The organism is Rhizobium sp. S152 (assembly GCF_030380735.1).
GTDB lineage: Bacteria > Pseudomonadota > Alphaproteobacteria > Rhizobiales > Rhizobiaceae > Rhizobium.
In genome coordinates, this window is record NZ_JAUDRZ010000008.1 from 462,472 (window position 1) to 477,199 (window position 14,728).

At 62.8% G+C, this 14,728-nt stretch carries 16 protein-coding genes; 11 read left to right on the forward strand and 5 right to left on the reverse strand.

The annotated features are described in order from the left end of the window. The first annotated feature begins 60 nt into the window (after window positions 1-60). Window positions 61-288, forward strand: coding sequence for a putative signal transducing protein (locus tag QTL95_RS11795; protein WP_289720145.1), 228 nt, complete (start codon window positions 61-63; stop codon window positions 286-288). Continuing rightward, on the forward strand, window positions 285-1,085 hold the full coding sequence (locus QTL95_RS11800) for a tRNA1(Val) (adenine(37)-N6)-methyltransferase (RefSeq protein ID WP_289720146.1): 801 nt from the start codon (window positions 285-287) through the stop codon (window positions 1,083-1,085). The genes QTL95_RS11795 and QTL95_RS11800 overlap by 4 nt, the downstream gene beginning before the upstream one ends. Here the strand turns inward: QTL95_RS11800 and QTL95_RS11805 are convergent. After that, on the reverse strand, window positions 1,082-2,422 hold the full coding sequence (locus tag QTL95_RS11805; RefSeq protein WP_289720147.1) for an Nramp family divalent metal transporter: 1,341 nt from the start codon (window positions 2,420-2,422) through the stop codon (window positions 1,082-1,084). The genes QTL95_RS11800 and QTL95_RS11805 overlap by 4 nt on opposite strands. A gap of 173 nt (window positions 2,423-2,595) precedes the next feature. Here QTL95_RS11805 and QTL95_RS11810 point away from each other — a divergent pair, with 173 nt between their 5' ends. Next, a complete protein-coding gene (locus QTL95_RS11810) occupies window positions 2,596-3,453 on the forward strand; it encodes a S49 family peptidase (RefSeq protein ID WP_289720148.1) in 858 nt (285 codons plus the stop codon). 33 nt (window positions 3,454-3,486) lie between these two features. Continuing rightward, a complete protein-coding gene (locus QTL95_RS11815; protein ID WP_289720149.1) occupies window positions 3,487-3,678 on the forward strand; it encodes a hypothetical protein in 192 nt (63 codons plus the stop codon). A 6-nt stretch (window positions 3,679-3,684) separates the two neighbouring features. Here the strand turns inward: QTL95_RS11815 and QTL95_RS11820 are convergent, their stop codons facing one another. Further along, window positions 3,685-3,999 (reverse strand): type II toxin-antitoxin system RelE/ParE family toxin, encoded by a 315-nt coding sequence (locus QTL95_RS11820; protein ID WP_289720150.1) that lies wholly within the window; start codon window positions 3,997-3,999, stop codon window positions 3,685-3,687. Continuing rightward, window positions 3,989-4,279, reverse strand: a complete 291-nt coding sequence (locus QTL95_RS11825; protein WP_289720151.1) for a hypothetical protein — start codon at window positions 4,277-4,279, stop codon at window positions 3,989-3,991. The genes QTL95_RS11820 and QTL95_RS11825 overlap by 11 nt, the downstream gene beginning before the upstream one ends. A gap of 163 nt (window positions 4,280-4,442) precedes the next feature. Between QTL95_RS11825 and QTL95_RS11830 the strand changes: the two genes are divergently transcribed. From QTL95_RS11830 to QTL95_RS11860, 7 genes are all read left to right on the forward strand, one after another. Further along, the gene (locus tag QTL95_RS11830; protein WP_289720152.1) at window positions 4,443-5,405 is read left to right on the forward strand and encodes a glycine--tRNA ligase subunit alpha; all 963 of its coding nucleotides are present in this window, start codon (window positions 4,443-4,445) and stop codon (window positions 5,403-5,405) included. Between the two features lie 97 nt (window positions 5,406-5,502). Next, window positions 5,503-6,054, forward strand: coding sequence for a LemA family protein (locus QTL95_RS11835; protein WP_289720153.1), 552 nt, complete (start codon window positions 5,503-5,505; stop codon window positions 6,052-6,054). 108 nt (window positions 6,055-6,162) lie between these two features. Beyond that, window positions 6,163-7,422, forward strand: coding sequence for a 3-phosphoshikimate 1-carboxyvinyltransferase (locus tag QTL95_RS11840; protein WP_289720154.1), 1,260 nt, complete (start codon window positions 6,163-6,165; stop codon window positions 7,420-7,422). Window positions 7,423-7,462: 40 nt separating this feature from the next. After that, the gene (locus QTL95_RS11845; RefSeq protein WP_289720155.1) at window positions 7,463-9,412 is read left to right on the forward strand and encodes a DUF2207 domain-containing protein; all 1,950 of its coding nucleotides are present in this window, start codon (window positions 7,463-7,465) and stop codon (window positions 9,410-9,412) included. Between the two features lie 65 nt (window positions 9,413-9,477). After that, a complete protein-coding gene (gene purD, locus QTL95_RS11850; protein WP_289720156.1) occupies window positions 9,478-10,749 on the forward strand; it encodes a phosphoribosylamine--glycine ligase in 1,272 nt (423 codons plus the stop codon). Window positions 10,750-10,855: 106 nt separating this feature from the next. After that, complete coding sequence (locus QTL95_RS11855) at window positions 10,856-11,323, forward strand: plant virulence effector HPE1-like domain-containing protein (RefSeq protein ID WP_289720157.1); 468 nt, start codon at window positions 10,856-10,858, stop codon at window positions 11,321-11,323. A gap of 311 nt (window positions 11,324-11,634) precedes the next feature. Beyond that, complete coding sequence (locus QTL95_RS11860; protein ID WP_289720158.1) at window positions 11,635-13,452, forward strand: methyl-accepting chemotaxis protein; 1,818 nt, start codon at window positions 11,635-11,637, stop codon at window positions 13,450-13,452. A gap of 391 nt (window positions 13,453-13,843) precedes the next feature. Here QTL95_RS11860 and QTL95_RS11865 read toward each other — a convergent pair whose 3' ends face one another. Together QTL95_RS11865 and QTL95_RS11870 are read right to left on the reverse strand one after the other, a co-directional pair. Then, a complete protein-coding gene (locus tag QTL95_RS11865; protein ID WP_289720159.1) occupies window positions 13,844-14,329 on the reverse strand; it encodes a DUF523 domain-containing protein in 486 nt (161 codons plus the stop codon). A gap of 38 nt (window positions 14,330-14,367) precedes the next feature. Then, the gene (locus tag QTL95_RS11870) at window positions 14,368-14,652 is read right to left on the reverse strand and encodes a helix-turn-helix domain-containing transcriptional regulator (RefSeq protein ID WP_289720360.1); all 285 of its coding nucleotides are present in this window, start codon (window positions 14,650-14,652) and stop codon (window positions 14,368-14,370) included. Window positions 14,653-14,728 lie beyond the last annotated feature (76 nt).

Sequence of the window (14,728 nt, forward strand, 5' to 3'; positions counted from 1 at the left end):
CTTGAGCGGCAAGAGGCGAAATTGCCACGTCGCGTAAATTTGAAAGGGATTTCACGGCAAATGCATGAACTTATCCGAGCCAACGATCCCGTTCTGCTCTCCTTCGCGGAAAGCCTGATGAAGGATGCCGGCATCCATTGCTTCATCGCCGACCAGGGCATGAGCATCCTGGAAGGCTCGCTCGGCATGCTGCCGCGCCGCCTGCTCGTCGAGGACGATCAGGCCGATCGCGCCCGCCGCATCCTCATCGACGCCGGTCTTGGCGACGAACTGCGCGAACGGAAGTGAGCGACGCCGTGACCAGCGAGCCGACGCCCGTGACCGAAACCGTCGACGCCTTCCACCGCGGCGGTTTTCACATTCTTCAGCCGAAGGGCAGGGGCCATCGCTCCGGGATGGACGCCATGCTGCTTGCAGCGCTCGTAGACGATGACCGTGCGATCAAGGTCGCCGATCTCGGCGCCGGCGCCGGTGCCGCGGGTCTCGCCGTTGCCTCGCGGCTGCCGAAGGCCGAGGTCGTGTTGTTCGAGCGTTCCGCCGAGATGGCCGACTATGCCCGCCGCAGTCTCGATCTCAAGGAAAACGCCCACATATTGGGCCGCGTCACTGTCATCGAGGCGGATGTGACGCTGAAGGCCAAAGCGCGCAACGATGCAGGCCTGATCGACGAAAGCTTCAATCATGTCATCCTCAACCCGCCCTTCAACGATCCCGGCGACCGCAAGACGCCGGATGCGCTGAAGGCCGAGGCGCATGCGATGACCGAGGACCTGTTCGAAAGCTGGCTGCGCACGGCCGGCGCCATCATGATCCCCGGCGGCCAGCTGTCGTTGATTGCCCGCCCGGAATCGATCGCCGAGATCATCGACGCCTGCGGTCGTCGCTTCGGCGGCATCGAGATCACCGCCATCCACCCGCGCGAAGGCGAAAACGCCGTGCGCATCCTGGTGACCGCGATCAAGGGCTCGCGCGCCCGGCTGTCGCTGCGCGCACCGCTGATCATGCATGACGATAATCGGAGCCACAAGTTCTCCCCCTTCGTCGACGACCTCAACAATGGGCGCGCGGCCTATTCGAGGCGTTAGCCAATCACAAAATCGAACAGCAGCTTGATGTTCAGCCCGGCGATGATGATGGCGATCGTATAGGCGATGGCCGAGAGCCAACGGGGTGCCACGAGGTCGCCCATCTTCGTCTTGTTGGCGGTGAACATCACCAGCGGAAAGACCGCGAAGGAGAGCTGCAGGCTGAGCACGACCTGCGTCAGGATCAGAAGTTCGGCCGTGCCCGCGTCGCCATACCAGATGGTCACGAAGCCGGCCGGCACGATGGCGATGGCGCGGGTGATCAACCGCCGGATCCAGGGCTGCAACCGGATCTTCAGGAACCCTTCCATGATGATCTGCCCGGCCATGGTGGCCGTCACCGTCGAGTTCAGGCCGCAGCATAAGAGCGCGATACCGAACAGCGTCGGCGCCAGCGCAAGACCGAGCAGCGGCGCCAGCAGCGACGAGGCTTCGCCGAGTTCGGCAACGTCGGTGCGTCCATTGGCATGAAAGGCGGCGGCCGCCAGGATCAGGATCGAGGCATTGATCAGAAGCGCGAAGCAGAGCGCCACGGTGGAATCGATCGTCGCATAGGTCAGCGCCTCGCGCTTTTCCGGCAGGCTGTGGCCGTAGTCGCGGGTCTGCACGATGCCCGAATGCAGGTAGAGATTATGCGGCATGACCGTGGCGCCGAGAATGCCGAGCGCCAGATAGAGCATCTCCGGATTGGAGACGATCTCGGTCGTCGGGAAGAAGCCGCGGATCACTTCGCCCCACTGCGGATCGGCCATGAAGATCTGCACGCCGAAGCAGACGGTGATGATCCCGAGCAGCGCGATCACGAAGGCCTCGACGAAGCGGAAGCCGATCTTCTGCAGATAGAGGATGAGGAAGACGTCGAGCGCGGTGATGAGGACGCCGAGTTCGAGCGGAATGCCGAACAGCAGGTGGAGGCCGATGGCCGTGCCGATCACCTCGGCGATATCGGTGGCGATGATCGCGATTTCGGCGAACAGCCAGAGCGGGATCGACACCCAGCGCGGGAAGGCGTCGCGACAGGCCTGCGCCAGATCACGGCCGGAGCCGATGGCAAGGCGTGCGCAAAGCGATTGCAGCACGATCGCCATCAGGTTGGACAAGAGCGCCACCGTCAGCAGCGTATAGCCGAACTTCGAGCCGCCGGCGAGCGATGTCGACCAGTTGCCGGGGTCCATGTAGCCGACGGCCACCAGATATCCGGGGCCGACGAATGCGATGGCGCGGCGCCAGCGCGAGGCGTGCTTCTGTGTTCCGATCGAACGGTGGACATCGGCAAGCGAGGCCTCCTCGCGCTCGTGGCGCCAGCCCGTCTTGGCCTTCGGTGTCATAATGTCCATGCAGCATCCGCCTGTTTTATCGATAGAAGCAATATGGCCGATTAGAATGATAATGCAAGTCATTCGCAACAAGAAACTTTGCGCGCAGTTGTTTTGCGTCTCGCCCATTGCGTTTGCCGTTGTGACGCATACATGGAGGTGACGTTTCACGCAGCCTATACGAAGGAATGGGAATGGCCGGATTTTTGAGAAAATTGATGCCGAAGCGCTTCCGCAAGGAGGGCATCGTGATCCCGGTCGTCAGGCTGCAGGGCACGATCATGACCGGCGGCAGCCAGTTCCGCCCGGCGCTGAACCTTGCCTCGACCGCGCAGACGCTAGAAAAGGCCTTCGGTTTCAAGGACGCGCCCGCCGTCGCCATCTCCATCAATTCGCCCGGCGGTTCGCCCGTTCAGTCGCGGCTGATCTTCACCCGCATCCGCGAACTGGCGCGCGAGAAGCAGAAGAAGGTCATCGTCTTCGTCGAGGATGTGGCTGCCTCCGGCGGTTACATGATCGCGCTTTCGGGCGACGAGATCATCGCCGACCCCACTTCGATCGTCGGCTCGATCGGCGTCGTCTCCGGCGGCTTCGGTTTCCCCGAGCTTCTGAAGAAGATCGGCGTCGAGCGCCGCGTCTACACGGCGGGCGAAAATAAGGTGATCCTCGATCCCTTCCAGCCGGAGAAGGAAAAGGACATCGAATATCTGAAGACCCTGCAGCTGGAGATTCACCAGGTCTTCATCGCGATGGTGCGCGAGCGCCGCGCCGGCAAGCTGAAGGATGACGAGACGGTGTTTTCCGGCCTGTTCTGGACCGGGACGCGCGGCCTGGAACTCGGGCTGATCGACGGCCTCGGCGACATGCGCCAGGAACTGAAGAAGCGCTACGGCTCGAAAACCAAGCTCGAACTCGTGACCCCTGCAAGGGGGCTTTTCGGACGCCGCATTCCCGGCATATCATCATCGCTCGAAGGAGCCGCCTCCGGCTTCGCGGCCGGCCTTGTCGAGACCGCCGAAGACAGGGCATTGTGGAGCCGATACGGCCTTTGAGGCTAGGAAGACAGAAGGACGAAAACGGACGACATGCCGCAGCTTTTGATCATGGGTGTGCTCGTCCTGGGCGCCTGGCTCCTCTACCGCCGCTTCGTCGCCGAAGCGACGCGCCTTCAGGAAAGATCCCGCCGCGCCCAGAAGGAGCAGCAGACCGGAGCGATCGGCACGCTGGTGAAGGACCCGGTGACGGGAGAGTATCATTTGAAGAAGGATGAGGAGTGAGGGGCGTTAGCCGCGCTCCCGAACTCGCTCCTGCCAGTTCGCGCCGCCATAGCTGACGCATAGAATGAAGACGGATTGAGCTTCGTCGTTGACAGTGAAGCAGACAACCGCCTTCTCCGATGCCGGCACGGCCCGCAAGCTGGGATAGAGGTCGCTTCGAATGCTGCCGATGTTGGGGAAGTCCGCAAGAGAACGGAGCTTACGCTCTATTTCGTTGATCTTCGTTTCAGCCACATCGTAGCCGGCATACTCGCCGACCAAAATGGTAATATCGACCAGATCGGTCTTGACCAGGGGATGGCGCGTAACCCTATACGCCATGCACCTTGGCCGCCTTCCGCTCGCGAATAAGTGTTCTTATCTCATCGAACATGGTGTCGCCGTCGAAAGGAATCCTTTGATCCTCGGGCAGTTCCGCGCGCCGTCGGATTTCGTCCGCCATTCCGGCCAACGGATCCTCGGACACACGATCAAGCATCCGCATCCGCGTCAGACCCGCGCTGATCACGTCGGATACGCTGGGGAACCGCCCGTTCTCGACAAGCTCTTCCGCATAGCGAAGATCCTCATCCGATAGGGTCACGGCGTTTTTGATATTCATTGGCCGTCTCCAAGGCAAAGCATGCCTTGTTATAAGCCAATGAACGCTGTTTGTCCTCCCTGCAAACTGTGGGGTAAGGAGATCGCAAGGCGAAACCCTTGACCCTCACCGCCGCCCGTGGCACCTGTCGCCGCATCGAACCAATTGAACGGCGACCAACCTCATGTCCGCATCCAGCATCCCCGACCATATGAACCCGAAGCGCTCGTTCCAGGCGCTGATCCTGACCCTGCACAGCTACTGGGCGGACAAGGGTTGCGCGGTGCTGCAGCCTTACGACATGGAAGTCGGCGCCGGCACGTTCCATCCGGCGACCACGCTGCGCGCGCTCGGCCCCAAGCCCTGGAAGGCCGCCTACGTGCAGCCCTCGCGCCGCCCGTCCGACGGCCGCTATGGCGAAAACCCGAACCGCCTGCAGCATTACTATCAGTACCAGGTCATCTTGAAGCCGAACCCGCCGAACCTGCAGGAGCTCTATCTCGGCTCGCTGAAGGCGATCGGGCTCGATCCGCTGCTGCACGATGTCCGTTTCGTCGAGGACGACTGGGAAAGCCCAACCTTGGGTGCCTGGGGTCTCGGCTGGGAGTGCTGGTGCGACGGCATGGAAGTCTCGCAGTTCACTTACTTTCAGCAGGTCTGCGGCCTCGAATGCTCGCCTGTCGCGGGCGAGCTTACCTACGGCCTCGAGCGTCTTGCCATGTATGTCCAGGGCGTCGACAACGTCTACGACCTGAACTTCAACGGCCGCGAAGGCGACGAGAAGATCTCTTACGGCGATGTCTTCCTGCAGGCCGAACAGGAATATTCGCGCCACAACTTCGAATTCGCCAACACCGAGATGCTGCATCGTCATTTCATCGATGCCGAGAAGGAATGCCAGGCGCTTCTCGCCGCCGGCGCACCGGGTGACAGCGATAACCACAAGCTGCACAAGTGCGTCTTCCCGGCCTACGACCAGTGCATCAAGGCCAGCCATGTCTTCAACCTCTTGGACGCGCGCGGCGTGATCTCGGTCACCGAGCGCCAGAGCTATATCCTGCGCGTGCGCACGCTCGCCAAGGCCTGCGGTGAAGCCTTCCTCCTGACCGATGCCGGCGGCGTCAACCTCGCCAACAAGGCTGCTTGAGTAAGGGCAACCGGTGAAAACACGAAGGCGGGATGACAAGCGCGGTCAACCCGCCTAGTCTCCCGGCCGACCTTTACGTCGTCCTGGGGGATTCGCGATGTATATTATTCTAGGCATCATCGTCCTGATCGCGCTCTATGCGGTCTTCGTCTATAACGGCCTCGTGCGCGCACGGCAGATGGCCGAGGAAGCCTGGTCCGGCATCGACGTGCAGCTGAAGCGCCGCGCCGATCTGATCCCCAACCTGATCGAAACGGTGAAGGGCTACGCCACCCACGAGAAGACGACGCTCGAAGAGGTCGTCAAGCTCCGCAACCAGGCGCAGGCCGTTCCATCAGGCGATGTCGCCGGTCGTGCGCAGGCCGAAGGTCTGCTGGGCGCCGCCCTTGGCCGCGTCATGGCGCTTGCAGAGGCCTATCCCGATCTCAAGGCCAACGAGAATTTCCGCGAACTGCAGACCTCGCTGGAAACCATGGAAAGCGAGATCCAGATGGCCCGCCGCTATTACAACGGTGCCGCCCGCGATCTCAACGTCAAGGTCGAGAGCTTCCCGTCCAATCTGGTCGCCAATCAGTTCGGCTTCCAGAAACGCGAGTATTTCGAGATCACCAACGAGGCCGATCGCGCCGTTCCGAGCGTAAAGTTCTGATCCCGAAAGTTCTGATAACAGGCATTTGCCTTTGCTGAAAAGCTGCTATGAGCAGGGCATGATAACGGCCTGACATGGCCGTTGCGCAAAGACGGAAAAGACAAGGTAATGAGTAAAGACAAGCTCACGATCATCCCGGCCTCCGCGCCGCTGTCCGGCCGCGCCGTGCCTCCCGGCTCGAAGTCGATCACCAACCGCGCGCTGCTGCTCGCCGGTCTCGCCAAGGGTACCAGCCGGCTGACCGGCGCGCTGAAGAGCGACGACACGCGCTATATGGCCGACGCCCTGCGCGCCATGGGCGTGACGGTGGATGAGCCCGATGCGACGACCTTCGTCGTCACCGGCACCGGCGAGCTCAAGGCGCCCGCAGCATCGCTCTTCCTCGGCAATGCCGGCACCGCGACCCGCTTTCTCACGGCAGCGCTGGCGCTCGGCCATGGCCGCTATGTCGTCGATGGCGACGAGCATATGCGCAAGCGGCCGATCAAGCCGCTGGTCGATGCCCTGAAATCGCTTGGTGTCGCCATCGAGGCGCCTACCGGCTGCCCGCCCGTCACCATCGACGCATCAGGCAGCTTCACCAAGAACAAGGTCGTCATCGATGCCGGCCTATCGAGCCAGTATGTCTCCGCCCTGCAGATGGCGGCGGCCTGCGGTTCCGAGCCGTTCACCATCGAGCTTGCCGGTGCAGATATCGGCGCGCGCGGCTATATCGACCTGACGCTATCAGCCATGCGCGCCTTCGGCGCCAAGGTCAGCCAGCCGACACCGTCCTCCTGGGTCATCGAGCCGACCGGTTACACCGCCACCGATTTCGTCGTCGAGCCGGATGCCTCCGCCGCCACCTATCTCTGGGCCGCCGAAGTGCTGACCAAGGGCACGATCGACCTCGGCGTCGCCAATGAGGATTTCACCCAGCCGGACGCGAAAGCCTACGACGTCATCCGGCAGTTCCCGCATCTTCCCGCCGAAATCGACGGCTCGCAGATGCAGGATGCGGTGCCGACCATCGCCGTGCTGGCCGCCTTCAACGAGACGCCGGTGCGCTTCGTCGGCATCGCCAATCTGCGCGTCAAGGAATGCGATCGCATCCACGCCGTCTCGACCGGCCTCAACAACATCCGCGCAGGCTTGGCGACCGAGGATGGCGACGACCTGATCGTCGCCTCCGATCCGGCACTATCAGGCCAGCATCTGCCGGCTGATATCGACACCTTTGCCGATCACCGCATCGCCATGAGCTTCGCTCTGGCCGGCCTGAAGATCGATGGCATCACCATTCTCGACCCGGATTGCGTCGGCAAGACCTTCCCGTCCTACTGGCGGATGCTGGCCGGGCTCGGCGTGGAGTATGCGGACGAGGACTGAGACGATAAAGGGCGGCTGAGGCCGCTTGTGGGGGAATGAGATGATCCGGCGGCTTTTCGGCCTTTGCTTTGCACTGTTCCTGATGGCCGCCGCAGGCCCGTCGCTCGCGGCCGAGATCATCAATTCCTACGTTTCCGACATCGCGCTGGAAAAGAACGGCATGATGACGGTGTCGGAGACGATCACCGTCAATGCCGAGGGCAACCAGATCCGCCGCGGCATCTTCCGCGATTTTCCGCTGACCCAAAAGAACGCCGACGGCCGCACCATCCGCGTCGATTTCGACGTCGTCTCGGTCAAGCGCGACGGCCATGACGAACCCTGGCGCACGGAAACCATCACCAACGGCATCCGCATCTATGCCGGCTCCGCCGATGTTATGCTGAACTACGGTCGCCACCAATATGTCTTCACCTACCGCACCGGCCGCCAGATCCGCTATTTCGACGATCACGACGAACTCTACTGGAACGTCACCGGCAATGGCTGGATCTTCCCGATCCAGTCGGTCCAGGCAAACGTCACGCTTCCCCCGGGCGTAAGCGCAACCGACACCGCCTTCTTCACCGGCCCGCAAGGGGCGGCCGGGGAAGACGCCCGCGCCAGCGTCAGCGGCAGCCGTGCCACCTTCGCCACTACCGCGCCGCTCGGCACGAACGAGGGGCTGACCATCGCCATCAAGATGCCGAAGGGCTCGATCGATCCGCCATCCGGCAGCGATGCGAACCGCTGGTGGCTGAGCGACAATCGCGACTACCTCATCGGCTTCGGCGGCCTCATCCTGGTTTTCCTCTACTACACTCGCTCCTGGCTGAAGGTTGGCCGCGATCCCCAGCGCGGCGTCGTCGTCCCGCGCTGGGATGCGCCCGATGGCATCTCGCCGGCGCTGGTCAACTACATCGACAATCGCGGCTTTTCCGGCCAGGGCTGGACGGCGCTGTCGGCCACGGCACTCAATCTCGCGGTGCGCGGCTTCGTCGTGCTTGAGGACCTGAAGAACTCGATCATCATCCGTCGCACGGACAAGTCCGTGACCGGCGCGAAACTGGAAGCCGGAGAGGCGAGCCTGCTCAACGCCGTCGGCGCCAAGGGTTCGCTCACCATCGACAAGTCCAATGGCGAGCGCGTCAAATCGGTCGGCGAGAAGTTCCGCTCCGCCATCGAGCGCGAGCATCGCGGCAAGTATTATAATTCCAACGCCGGCTACACGATCGGCGGCGTTGTCCTCAGCGTCGTCTGCCTGATTGTGCTCTTCGTCTTCGGTTCGCTGGAGCCTGAGACGATCGTGGCGATGGTGGTGCCGATCGTCGTTACCGTGTTCATCTCCGTCTTCGTCGGCGGTTTCGCGAAGTCGCTGCGTCCCGGAAAGCCACTCGGCAGCAAGATCATGGCGGTGGTGTCGATCGCCATCGCCGTCTTCGTCGGCTTCAGTATGTTCGCGACGCTGCTCATGTCCTTGCTGTCGTCGCTGATGGAGATCCACGAAACGCCGATGCTCTTCGCGGTCGGCGGCATCGTGCTTTTGAACATCCTCTATGTCTTCATCATGGGTGCGCCGACGCCGCTCGGCTCGAAGATGATGGATGGTATCGATGGCCTGCGGCAATATCTGACGCTGGCCGAAAAGGACCGGATGAACATGGCCGGTGTCCCGGAGATGTCGCCGCAGCATTTCGAAAAACTGCTGCCCTATGCGGTCGCCCTCGGTGTCGAAAAGCCGTGGAGCCGCACCTTCGAGACCTGGCTTGCCGCGGCCGCCGCAGGCGTCGCGGGTGCCGCCGCCTATCAGCCCGGCTGGTATTCCGGCAACTTCGGCGGCGGCAACTTCTCCGACCGCATCGGCGGCTTCTCCTCCTCGATGGCCTCGACCATCGCCTCGACGCTCCCGAGCCCGCCACCCAGCTCGTCCTCCGCCTTCGGCGGCAGCAGCGGCGGCGGTGGCGGTTTCTCCGGCGGCGGCGGCGGTGGTGGCGGTGGAGGCGGCTGGTAGCCTTTGAGCTTGACCTTTGGCCGCTCTGCCCTTAACCGCCACTCACAAACTGGAAAGGGACGGGCATGAAGGTTCTGTTGATCGGATCGGGCGGACGCGAGCACGCATTGGCCTGGAAGCTGGCGCAATCGCCCGAACTCACCAAGCTCTATGCCGCCCCCGGCAATCCCGGCATCGCCGAACACGCGACGCTCGTCCCCGTCAACACCGAGGACAACGACGCCGTCGTCGCCTTCTGCAAGGACAATGCGATCGATTTCGTCGTCGTCGGCCCGGAAGCCCCGCTGGTCGCGGGCGTTGCCGATCGCCTGCGCGCCGAAGGCTTCGCCGTCTTCGGTCCGTCGGCCGCCGCCGCCCAGCTCGAGGGCTCCAAGGGTTTCACCAAGGATATCTGCGCCCGCTATGATATCCCGACCGGCGCCTACCAGCGTTTCAACAATGCCCCCAAGGCCAAGGCCTATATCCGCGAGCAGGGCGCGCCGATCGTCGTCAAGGCCGATGGCCTTGCCGCCGGCAAGGGCGTGACTGTCGCGATGACCGTCGATGAGGCGCTTGCCGCCGTCGACGATTGCTTCGAGGGTGCGTTTGGCGCCGCTGGTGCCGAAGTCGTGGTCGAGGCCTACCTCGATGGTGAAGAGGCAAGCTTTTTCTGCCTCAGCGACGGCAAGCACGCGCTGGCGCTCGCCACCGCCCAGGACCACAAGCGGGTGGGCGAGGGCGACACGGGTCCGAACACCGGCGGCATGGGCGCCTATTCTCCGGCGCCTGTCATGACGCCCGAGATGGTCGAGCGCACGATGAAGGAAATCATCGAGCCCACCATGCGGGGGATGGCCGAGAGTGGCTATCCCTTCTCCGGTGTCTTCTTCGCCGGCTTGATGATTACCGCGAAAGGCCCGGAGCTGATCGAATACAACGTCCGCTTCGGCGATCCCGAATGCCAGGTGCTGATGATGCGCCTGAAGAGCGATCTCCTGCCGATCCTCTATGCGACCGCCACCGGCACGCTGGACAAGGTCTCGGCCGAATGGAGCGCCGATCCGGCACTGACCGTCGTCATGGCCTCCAAGGGCTATCCCGGCTCCTATGACAAGAACACGCCGATCAAGTCCATCCCCGAAGCAGGCGAGGGCGCCAAGGTGTTTCATGCCGGCACAGCGCTGAAGGACGGCGCGCTGGTCGCCACCGGTGGCCGCGTGCTGAATGTCACCGCGACGGGCAAGACGGTGGGCGAGGCCCAGGCCCGCGCCTATGCCCTGCTGGACAAGGTGGAATGGGACAATGGTTTCTGCCGCCGCGATATCGGCTGGCAGGCGATCAAGCGCGAAAAAGTCTGACGCGACCACGAAATCGGGTCAGTTCCCTAAATTTTTACCCTTTGCCCTGACGGGATGGAAACAAAGCTCGGTTAAACCTGTGCCCAAGGTGAGACGGAGTGGTTCCATGCGTCAGGTATTTCTGGGTGTCGTCATTGCATTCGCGGCGGGTTCCGCTGCCTCGGCATCCTCGATCGAGGTGGTAGGCAAGGGCACTGCCGTTGATAGCGGCAGCATCATCACCGCCACATGCCAGACCTGCCCGCCGCTCGCCGTGATCGAGCGCAAGAAGGACTATACCGTTCCCTCGCTGCCGCAGGGCGAGCTGCAGTCGTCGCAGGTCCGCGACATCGGCGGTGAGAAGAAGCTCTATCGGACCGAAGGCTGGATGGGCGGCTCGCCGATCGTTTTCGTGACCAAGGCGCCGATTGCAACTATGACGGCATCCGCGCCTGTCATGGAGGGCGTCGACCGGATGGAGACAACATCGGTGGTCATCGGCAGCGGCGCCAAGCCCGTTGCCGCCGGCATGGCCGGCCAGGCGCCGGAACAAAAGGCGCCGCTTGACGTTTCTACCTTCAAGCTTAGGCAGTAAGTTTCACAGTTCCCTGCCCCATCCGCCCAAGTTTCTGGTCGGTCGGGTTCCACCAAAGGTGGATAAAATGCGTCCCTGAAGAGAAGCAGGGGCGCATTTTTCTTTCGAACTCAAGAACACTTCCTAATTTAAGCATCACATGAACATCTAGATCGTGGTTAAACCTTTCTTAGAATAAAGCTACCATTTCTAGCCTCGACCGGTAGCCGCATGTCGATTTCGCAGCAGTAGCAGCGGGTGGCCAATCAGCCCTCGCATACGTGGTAGGACGCCACGCCGGATATCCCAACCGAGCTCCGTTGCGAGGCACAATGAAGAATTTGAAGATTTCCCGGCAGCTTTCGCTGCTGGTGGCAGGATTGATGGTGGCATTCTGCATCGCCTCCTACCTGCAGATCAGTGCATCCACCACCGCGATCTACAATGAGCGCTACGATATGCTGCGCACCCAGGCGGAATCGGGAATATCGCTGTTGCAGCAGTATTACGACCGCGAAAAGTCGGGAGAACTCACACGTGATCAGGCGCAGGCCCAGGCCTTCAAGGCGCTCAGCAACCTTCGCTTCGAGCCGGACGGCTATTTTATCGGTTACGACAACGATGTGGTCTTGCGTGTTCACTATGACGGCGCGAAGCTGAACAAGAGCAGCAAGGGCGTGCCTGATAGTCAGGGCAAGATGTACCGCGACGAGATCGTCAAGGTCGGCAAGGCCGGCGGCGGCATCGTCGATTTCTACGGCCCGAAGCCCGGCCAGCCGGCCGACGTCCTTGTTCGCAAGGTGGTCTATGCCAAGTCGTTCGAACCCTGGCAGATCGCCATCGCCACCGGCGTTTATCTCGACGATCTAGATGCCGAGGTGCGGTCAACGATCCTCAAGGCGATTTCCGCCGGCATCGTCGTCCTGCTCTTTGGCACCGCCGCCGCGGTCTATGTCGTACGCAGCATCTCGACGCCGCTCACCCGCATCCACGACGCCCTGCGCGCCGTTGCCGACGAGAATGTCACCGTCACCATCCCGCACACCGAGATGAACAACGAAATCGGCATGATGGCGAAGGCGACACAGGCGCTTCAGGAAAAGGTCCGCGAGCGCCACGCCATGTCCGAGCGCGAAACCGCGCAGCAGATGGCGCTGGACGGCGAACGCGAAAACAGCCAGCGTCTGCAGCGTGACGAAGCCGCCGCGCAGACCCACGTCGTCGCCACCATCGGCACCGCTCTGGAACAGATCGCCCGCGGCGACCTGACGGTGCGCTGCGCCGATCTCGGCCAGAAATACGCCGCCCTGCGCGACAACTTCAACGACGCCCTGTCGCATCTTGAAGCGGCCATGGCCAAGGTCAGCTCCAAGGGTGGCGACATCGCCGTCAGCAAGGAAGAAATCCGCCGGGCTTCCAACGACCTCTCGCAGCGCACCGAGCGCCAGGCCGCCAGCCTGGAGGAAACCTCGGCGGCCCTCGACGAGCTCACCGTGGCTGTCCGCCAGACCGCCGAAGGCGCGCATGAGGCAAGCAAGCGCGTCCAGGAAGTCAGCTCGGAGGCCACCCGCAGCGACCAGGTCGTCACTCAGGCGATCGAGGCGATGAGCGGCATCGAGAACTCGTCCAACGAGATCGGCAAGATCATAGGCGTGATCGACGATATCGCCTTCCAGACGAACCTCCTGGCGCTGAACGCCGGTGTCGAGGCTGCGCGCGCCGGCGAGTCCGGCAAGGGCTTCGCCGTCGTCGCCCAGGAAGTCCGGGAACTGGCGCAGCGCTCGGCCGCCGCCGCCAAGGAGATCAAGGACCAGATCGCCCGCTCGTCCGGTCAGGTCGATCACGGTGTCCGTCTCGTCGGCGAGGCCGGTGCCGCGCTGAAGCGCATCTCCGACCAGATCAAGTCGGCGAGCGAGATCGTCGCGAAGATCGCCCACAGCGCTTCCGAACAGGACACGACGTTGCGCTCGATATCGTCTTCGATGAACCAGCTCGACGCCGCCACCCAGCAGAATGCCGCCATGGCGGAGGAAACCACGGCATCGGCGGAATCGCTCGCCAGCGACACCGACGAACTGCTGAACCTCATCCACGGCTTCCGCGTCGGCTCCGGCCACCAAGGCTCGATGCAGACCCGCCGCGCGGCCTGAGCGGTCGAGCAAGGAATGACAACGAAAGCCGCCGGAGCGATCCGGCGGCCGTTTGCTTTTCAGCGTGCAACTTTGGGTGACCTACAGTTCGACCTGCTGATTTGCCAACGGCGCCTGCAGCGACGGCAATGGACACTTGGCGACCTTTTAAACCCGCGCCGCTGAACTCCTGGCGGCGTGCTTAGATCCTCGGCACGACGGCCGAGGATGACGTCGCGGATGGATTTCCGATGCAGAAACAGATGGTTGGTATTCGCTAGCTCGCACTTCTCTGTGCCGTCACGCCACCCTCGACGTCATGCTCGGTCTTGTGCCGAGCATCTGCCAACAGCTCCACTTGCTCGACGTGAGTGGACCTTGCGAAGTGCTCCAAACATACCCGGCGGTGGCGTCAATCCCAGATCACCTCCACAAGCCGATCCACTTCCCGGTCCGAATAGACCGCGACGCCCGCCCGCCGCAGCAGCGCCGCCGTCACGCCAGCCCCATCGCGTCTGCTGCCGCTAAACGAACCGTCGTAGATGAAGCCAGAGCCACACGAAGGGCTGCCATCGATCAGCAGGGCGTAGCGGCAACCGGTCTCCGTGGCGAGCTTCAGGGCGTTTTCCGCCGCGATCACGAAGGCATCCGTCACGTCGCCGCCCGACACCTCGACGACGCGCGCCGTACCCTCAAGCACGTCCTCGCCTCCTGCACCATCGGCGATTTCCGCCGGCGGCCGCGGCACCGGCATGCCGGCCGACATCTCCGGACAGATCGTCACCAGCCGTCCCTCCGCCCGCCAGCGCTCAAGAACAGGATGCACGAGCGGCTTTGCCCTGCCGTCATAGCGAACGGCATGGCCCATGAGGCAGGCGCTGACGAGAATCTTCTGCATGGATTGGGAATAGCGCGCCCGATGTGATAGTGCCAGCCTCAGGCGGCAGCGACGGCGAGATGCACGCCGGTTTCCTCCTGAAGCCGACGGATCACGCCGAAGAGATTGTCGGCGCGCGGATTGCCTTTCGGCCCGAACATCCGCATCAGGCTCTTGGCCGGTGTATCGGTGAGTTCGCCAAGCTTCTCGAAGCCGATCGTGGCATTGATGAAATCGCGCAGTACGGCTTTGCCGGTCTCGACATCACCGGACAGAAGCAGTTCCACGGCATCCGTCAGCAGCGCCGCCCGGAAGGCCGCATCATCGGTTGCGCGGGCTTTGATGGTTTCCTAACGCTTGCGCCCAGCCCCGCAACATGATCATGAAAACCCCACATCTGTCGCCATTTGAAAGCCCCAC

What these genes read in the sequence shown, in the direction of transcription:
- QTL95_RS11795 (WP_289720145.1), top strand. Translation starts at nt 61, where the DNA reads ATGCATGAACTTATCCGAGCCAACGATCCCGTTCTGCTCTCCTTCGCG.
- QTL95_RS11805 (WP_289720147.1), bottom strand. Translation starts at nt 2,422, where the DNA reads ATGGACATTATGACACCGAAGGCCAAGACGGGCTGGCGCCACGAGCGC.
- QTL95_RS11810 (WP_289720148.1), top strand. Translation starts at nt 2,596, where the DNA reads ATGGCCGGATTTTTGAGAAAATTGATGCCGAAGCGCTTCCGCAAGGAG.
- QTL95_RS11815 (WP_289720149.1), top strand. Translation starts at nt 3,487, where the DNA reads ATGCCGCAGCTTTTGATCATGGGTGTGCTCGTCCTGGGCGCCTGGCTC.
- QTL95_RS11820 (WP_289720150.1), bottom strand. Translation starts at nt 3,999, where the DNA reads ATGGCGTATAGGGTTACGCGCCATCCCCTGGTCAAGACCGATCTGGTC.
- QTL95_RS11825 (WP_289720151.1), bottom strand. Translation starts at nt 4,279, where the DNA reads ATGAATATCAAAAACGCCGTGACCCTATCGGATGAGGATCTTCGCTAT.
- QTL95_RS11830 (WP_289720152.1), top strand. Translation starts at nt 4,443, where the DNA reads ATGTCCGCATCCAGCATCCCCGACCATATGAACCCGAAGCGCTCGTTC.
- QTL95_RS11835 (WP_289720153.1), top strand. Translation starts at nt 5,503, where the DNA reads ATGTATATTATTCTAGGCATCATCGTCCTGATCGCGCTCTATGCGGTC.
- QTL95_RS11840 (WP_289720154.1), top strand. Translation starts at nt 6,163, where the DNA reads ATGAGTAAAGACAAGCTCACGATCATCCCGGCCTCCGCGCCGCTGTCC.
- QTL95_RS11845 (WP_289720155.1), top strand. Translation starts at nt 7,463, where the DNA reads ATGATCCGGCGGCTTTTCGGCCTTTGCTTTGCACTGTTCCTGATGGCC.
- purD (WP_289720156.1), top strand. Translation starts at nt 9,478, where the DNA reads ATGAAGGTTCTGTTGATCGGATCGGGCGGACGCGAGCACGCATTGGCC.
- QTL95_RS11855 (WP_289720157.1), top strand. Translation starts at nt 10,856, where the DNA reads ATGCGTCAGGTATTTCTGGGTGTCGTCATTGCATTCGCGGCGGGTTCC.
- QTL95_RS11860 (WP_289720158.1), top strand. Translation starts at nt 11,635, where the DNA reads ATGAAGAATTTGAAGATTTCCCGGCAGCTTTCGCTGCTGGTGGCAGGA.
- QTL95_RS11865 (WP_289720159.1), bottom strand. Translation starts at nt 14,329, where the DNA reads ATGCAGAAGATTCTCGTCAGCGCCTGCCTCATGGGCCATGCCGTTCGC.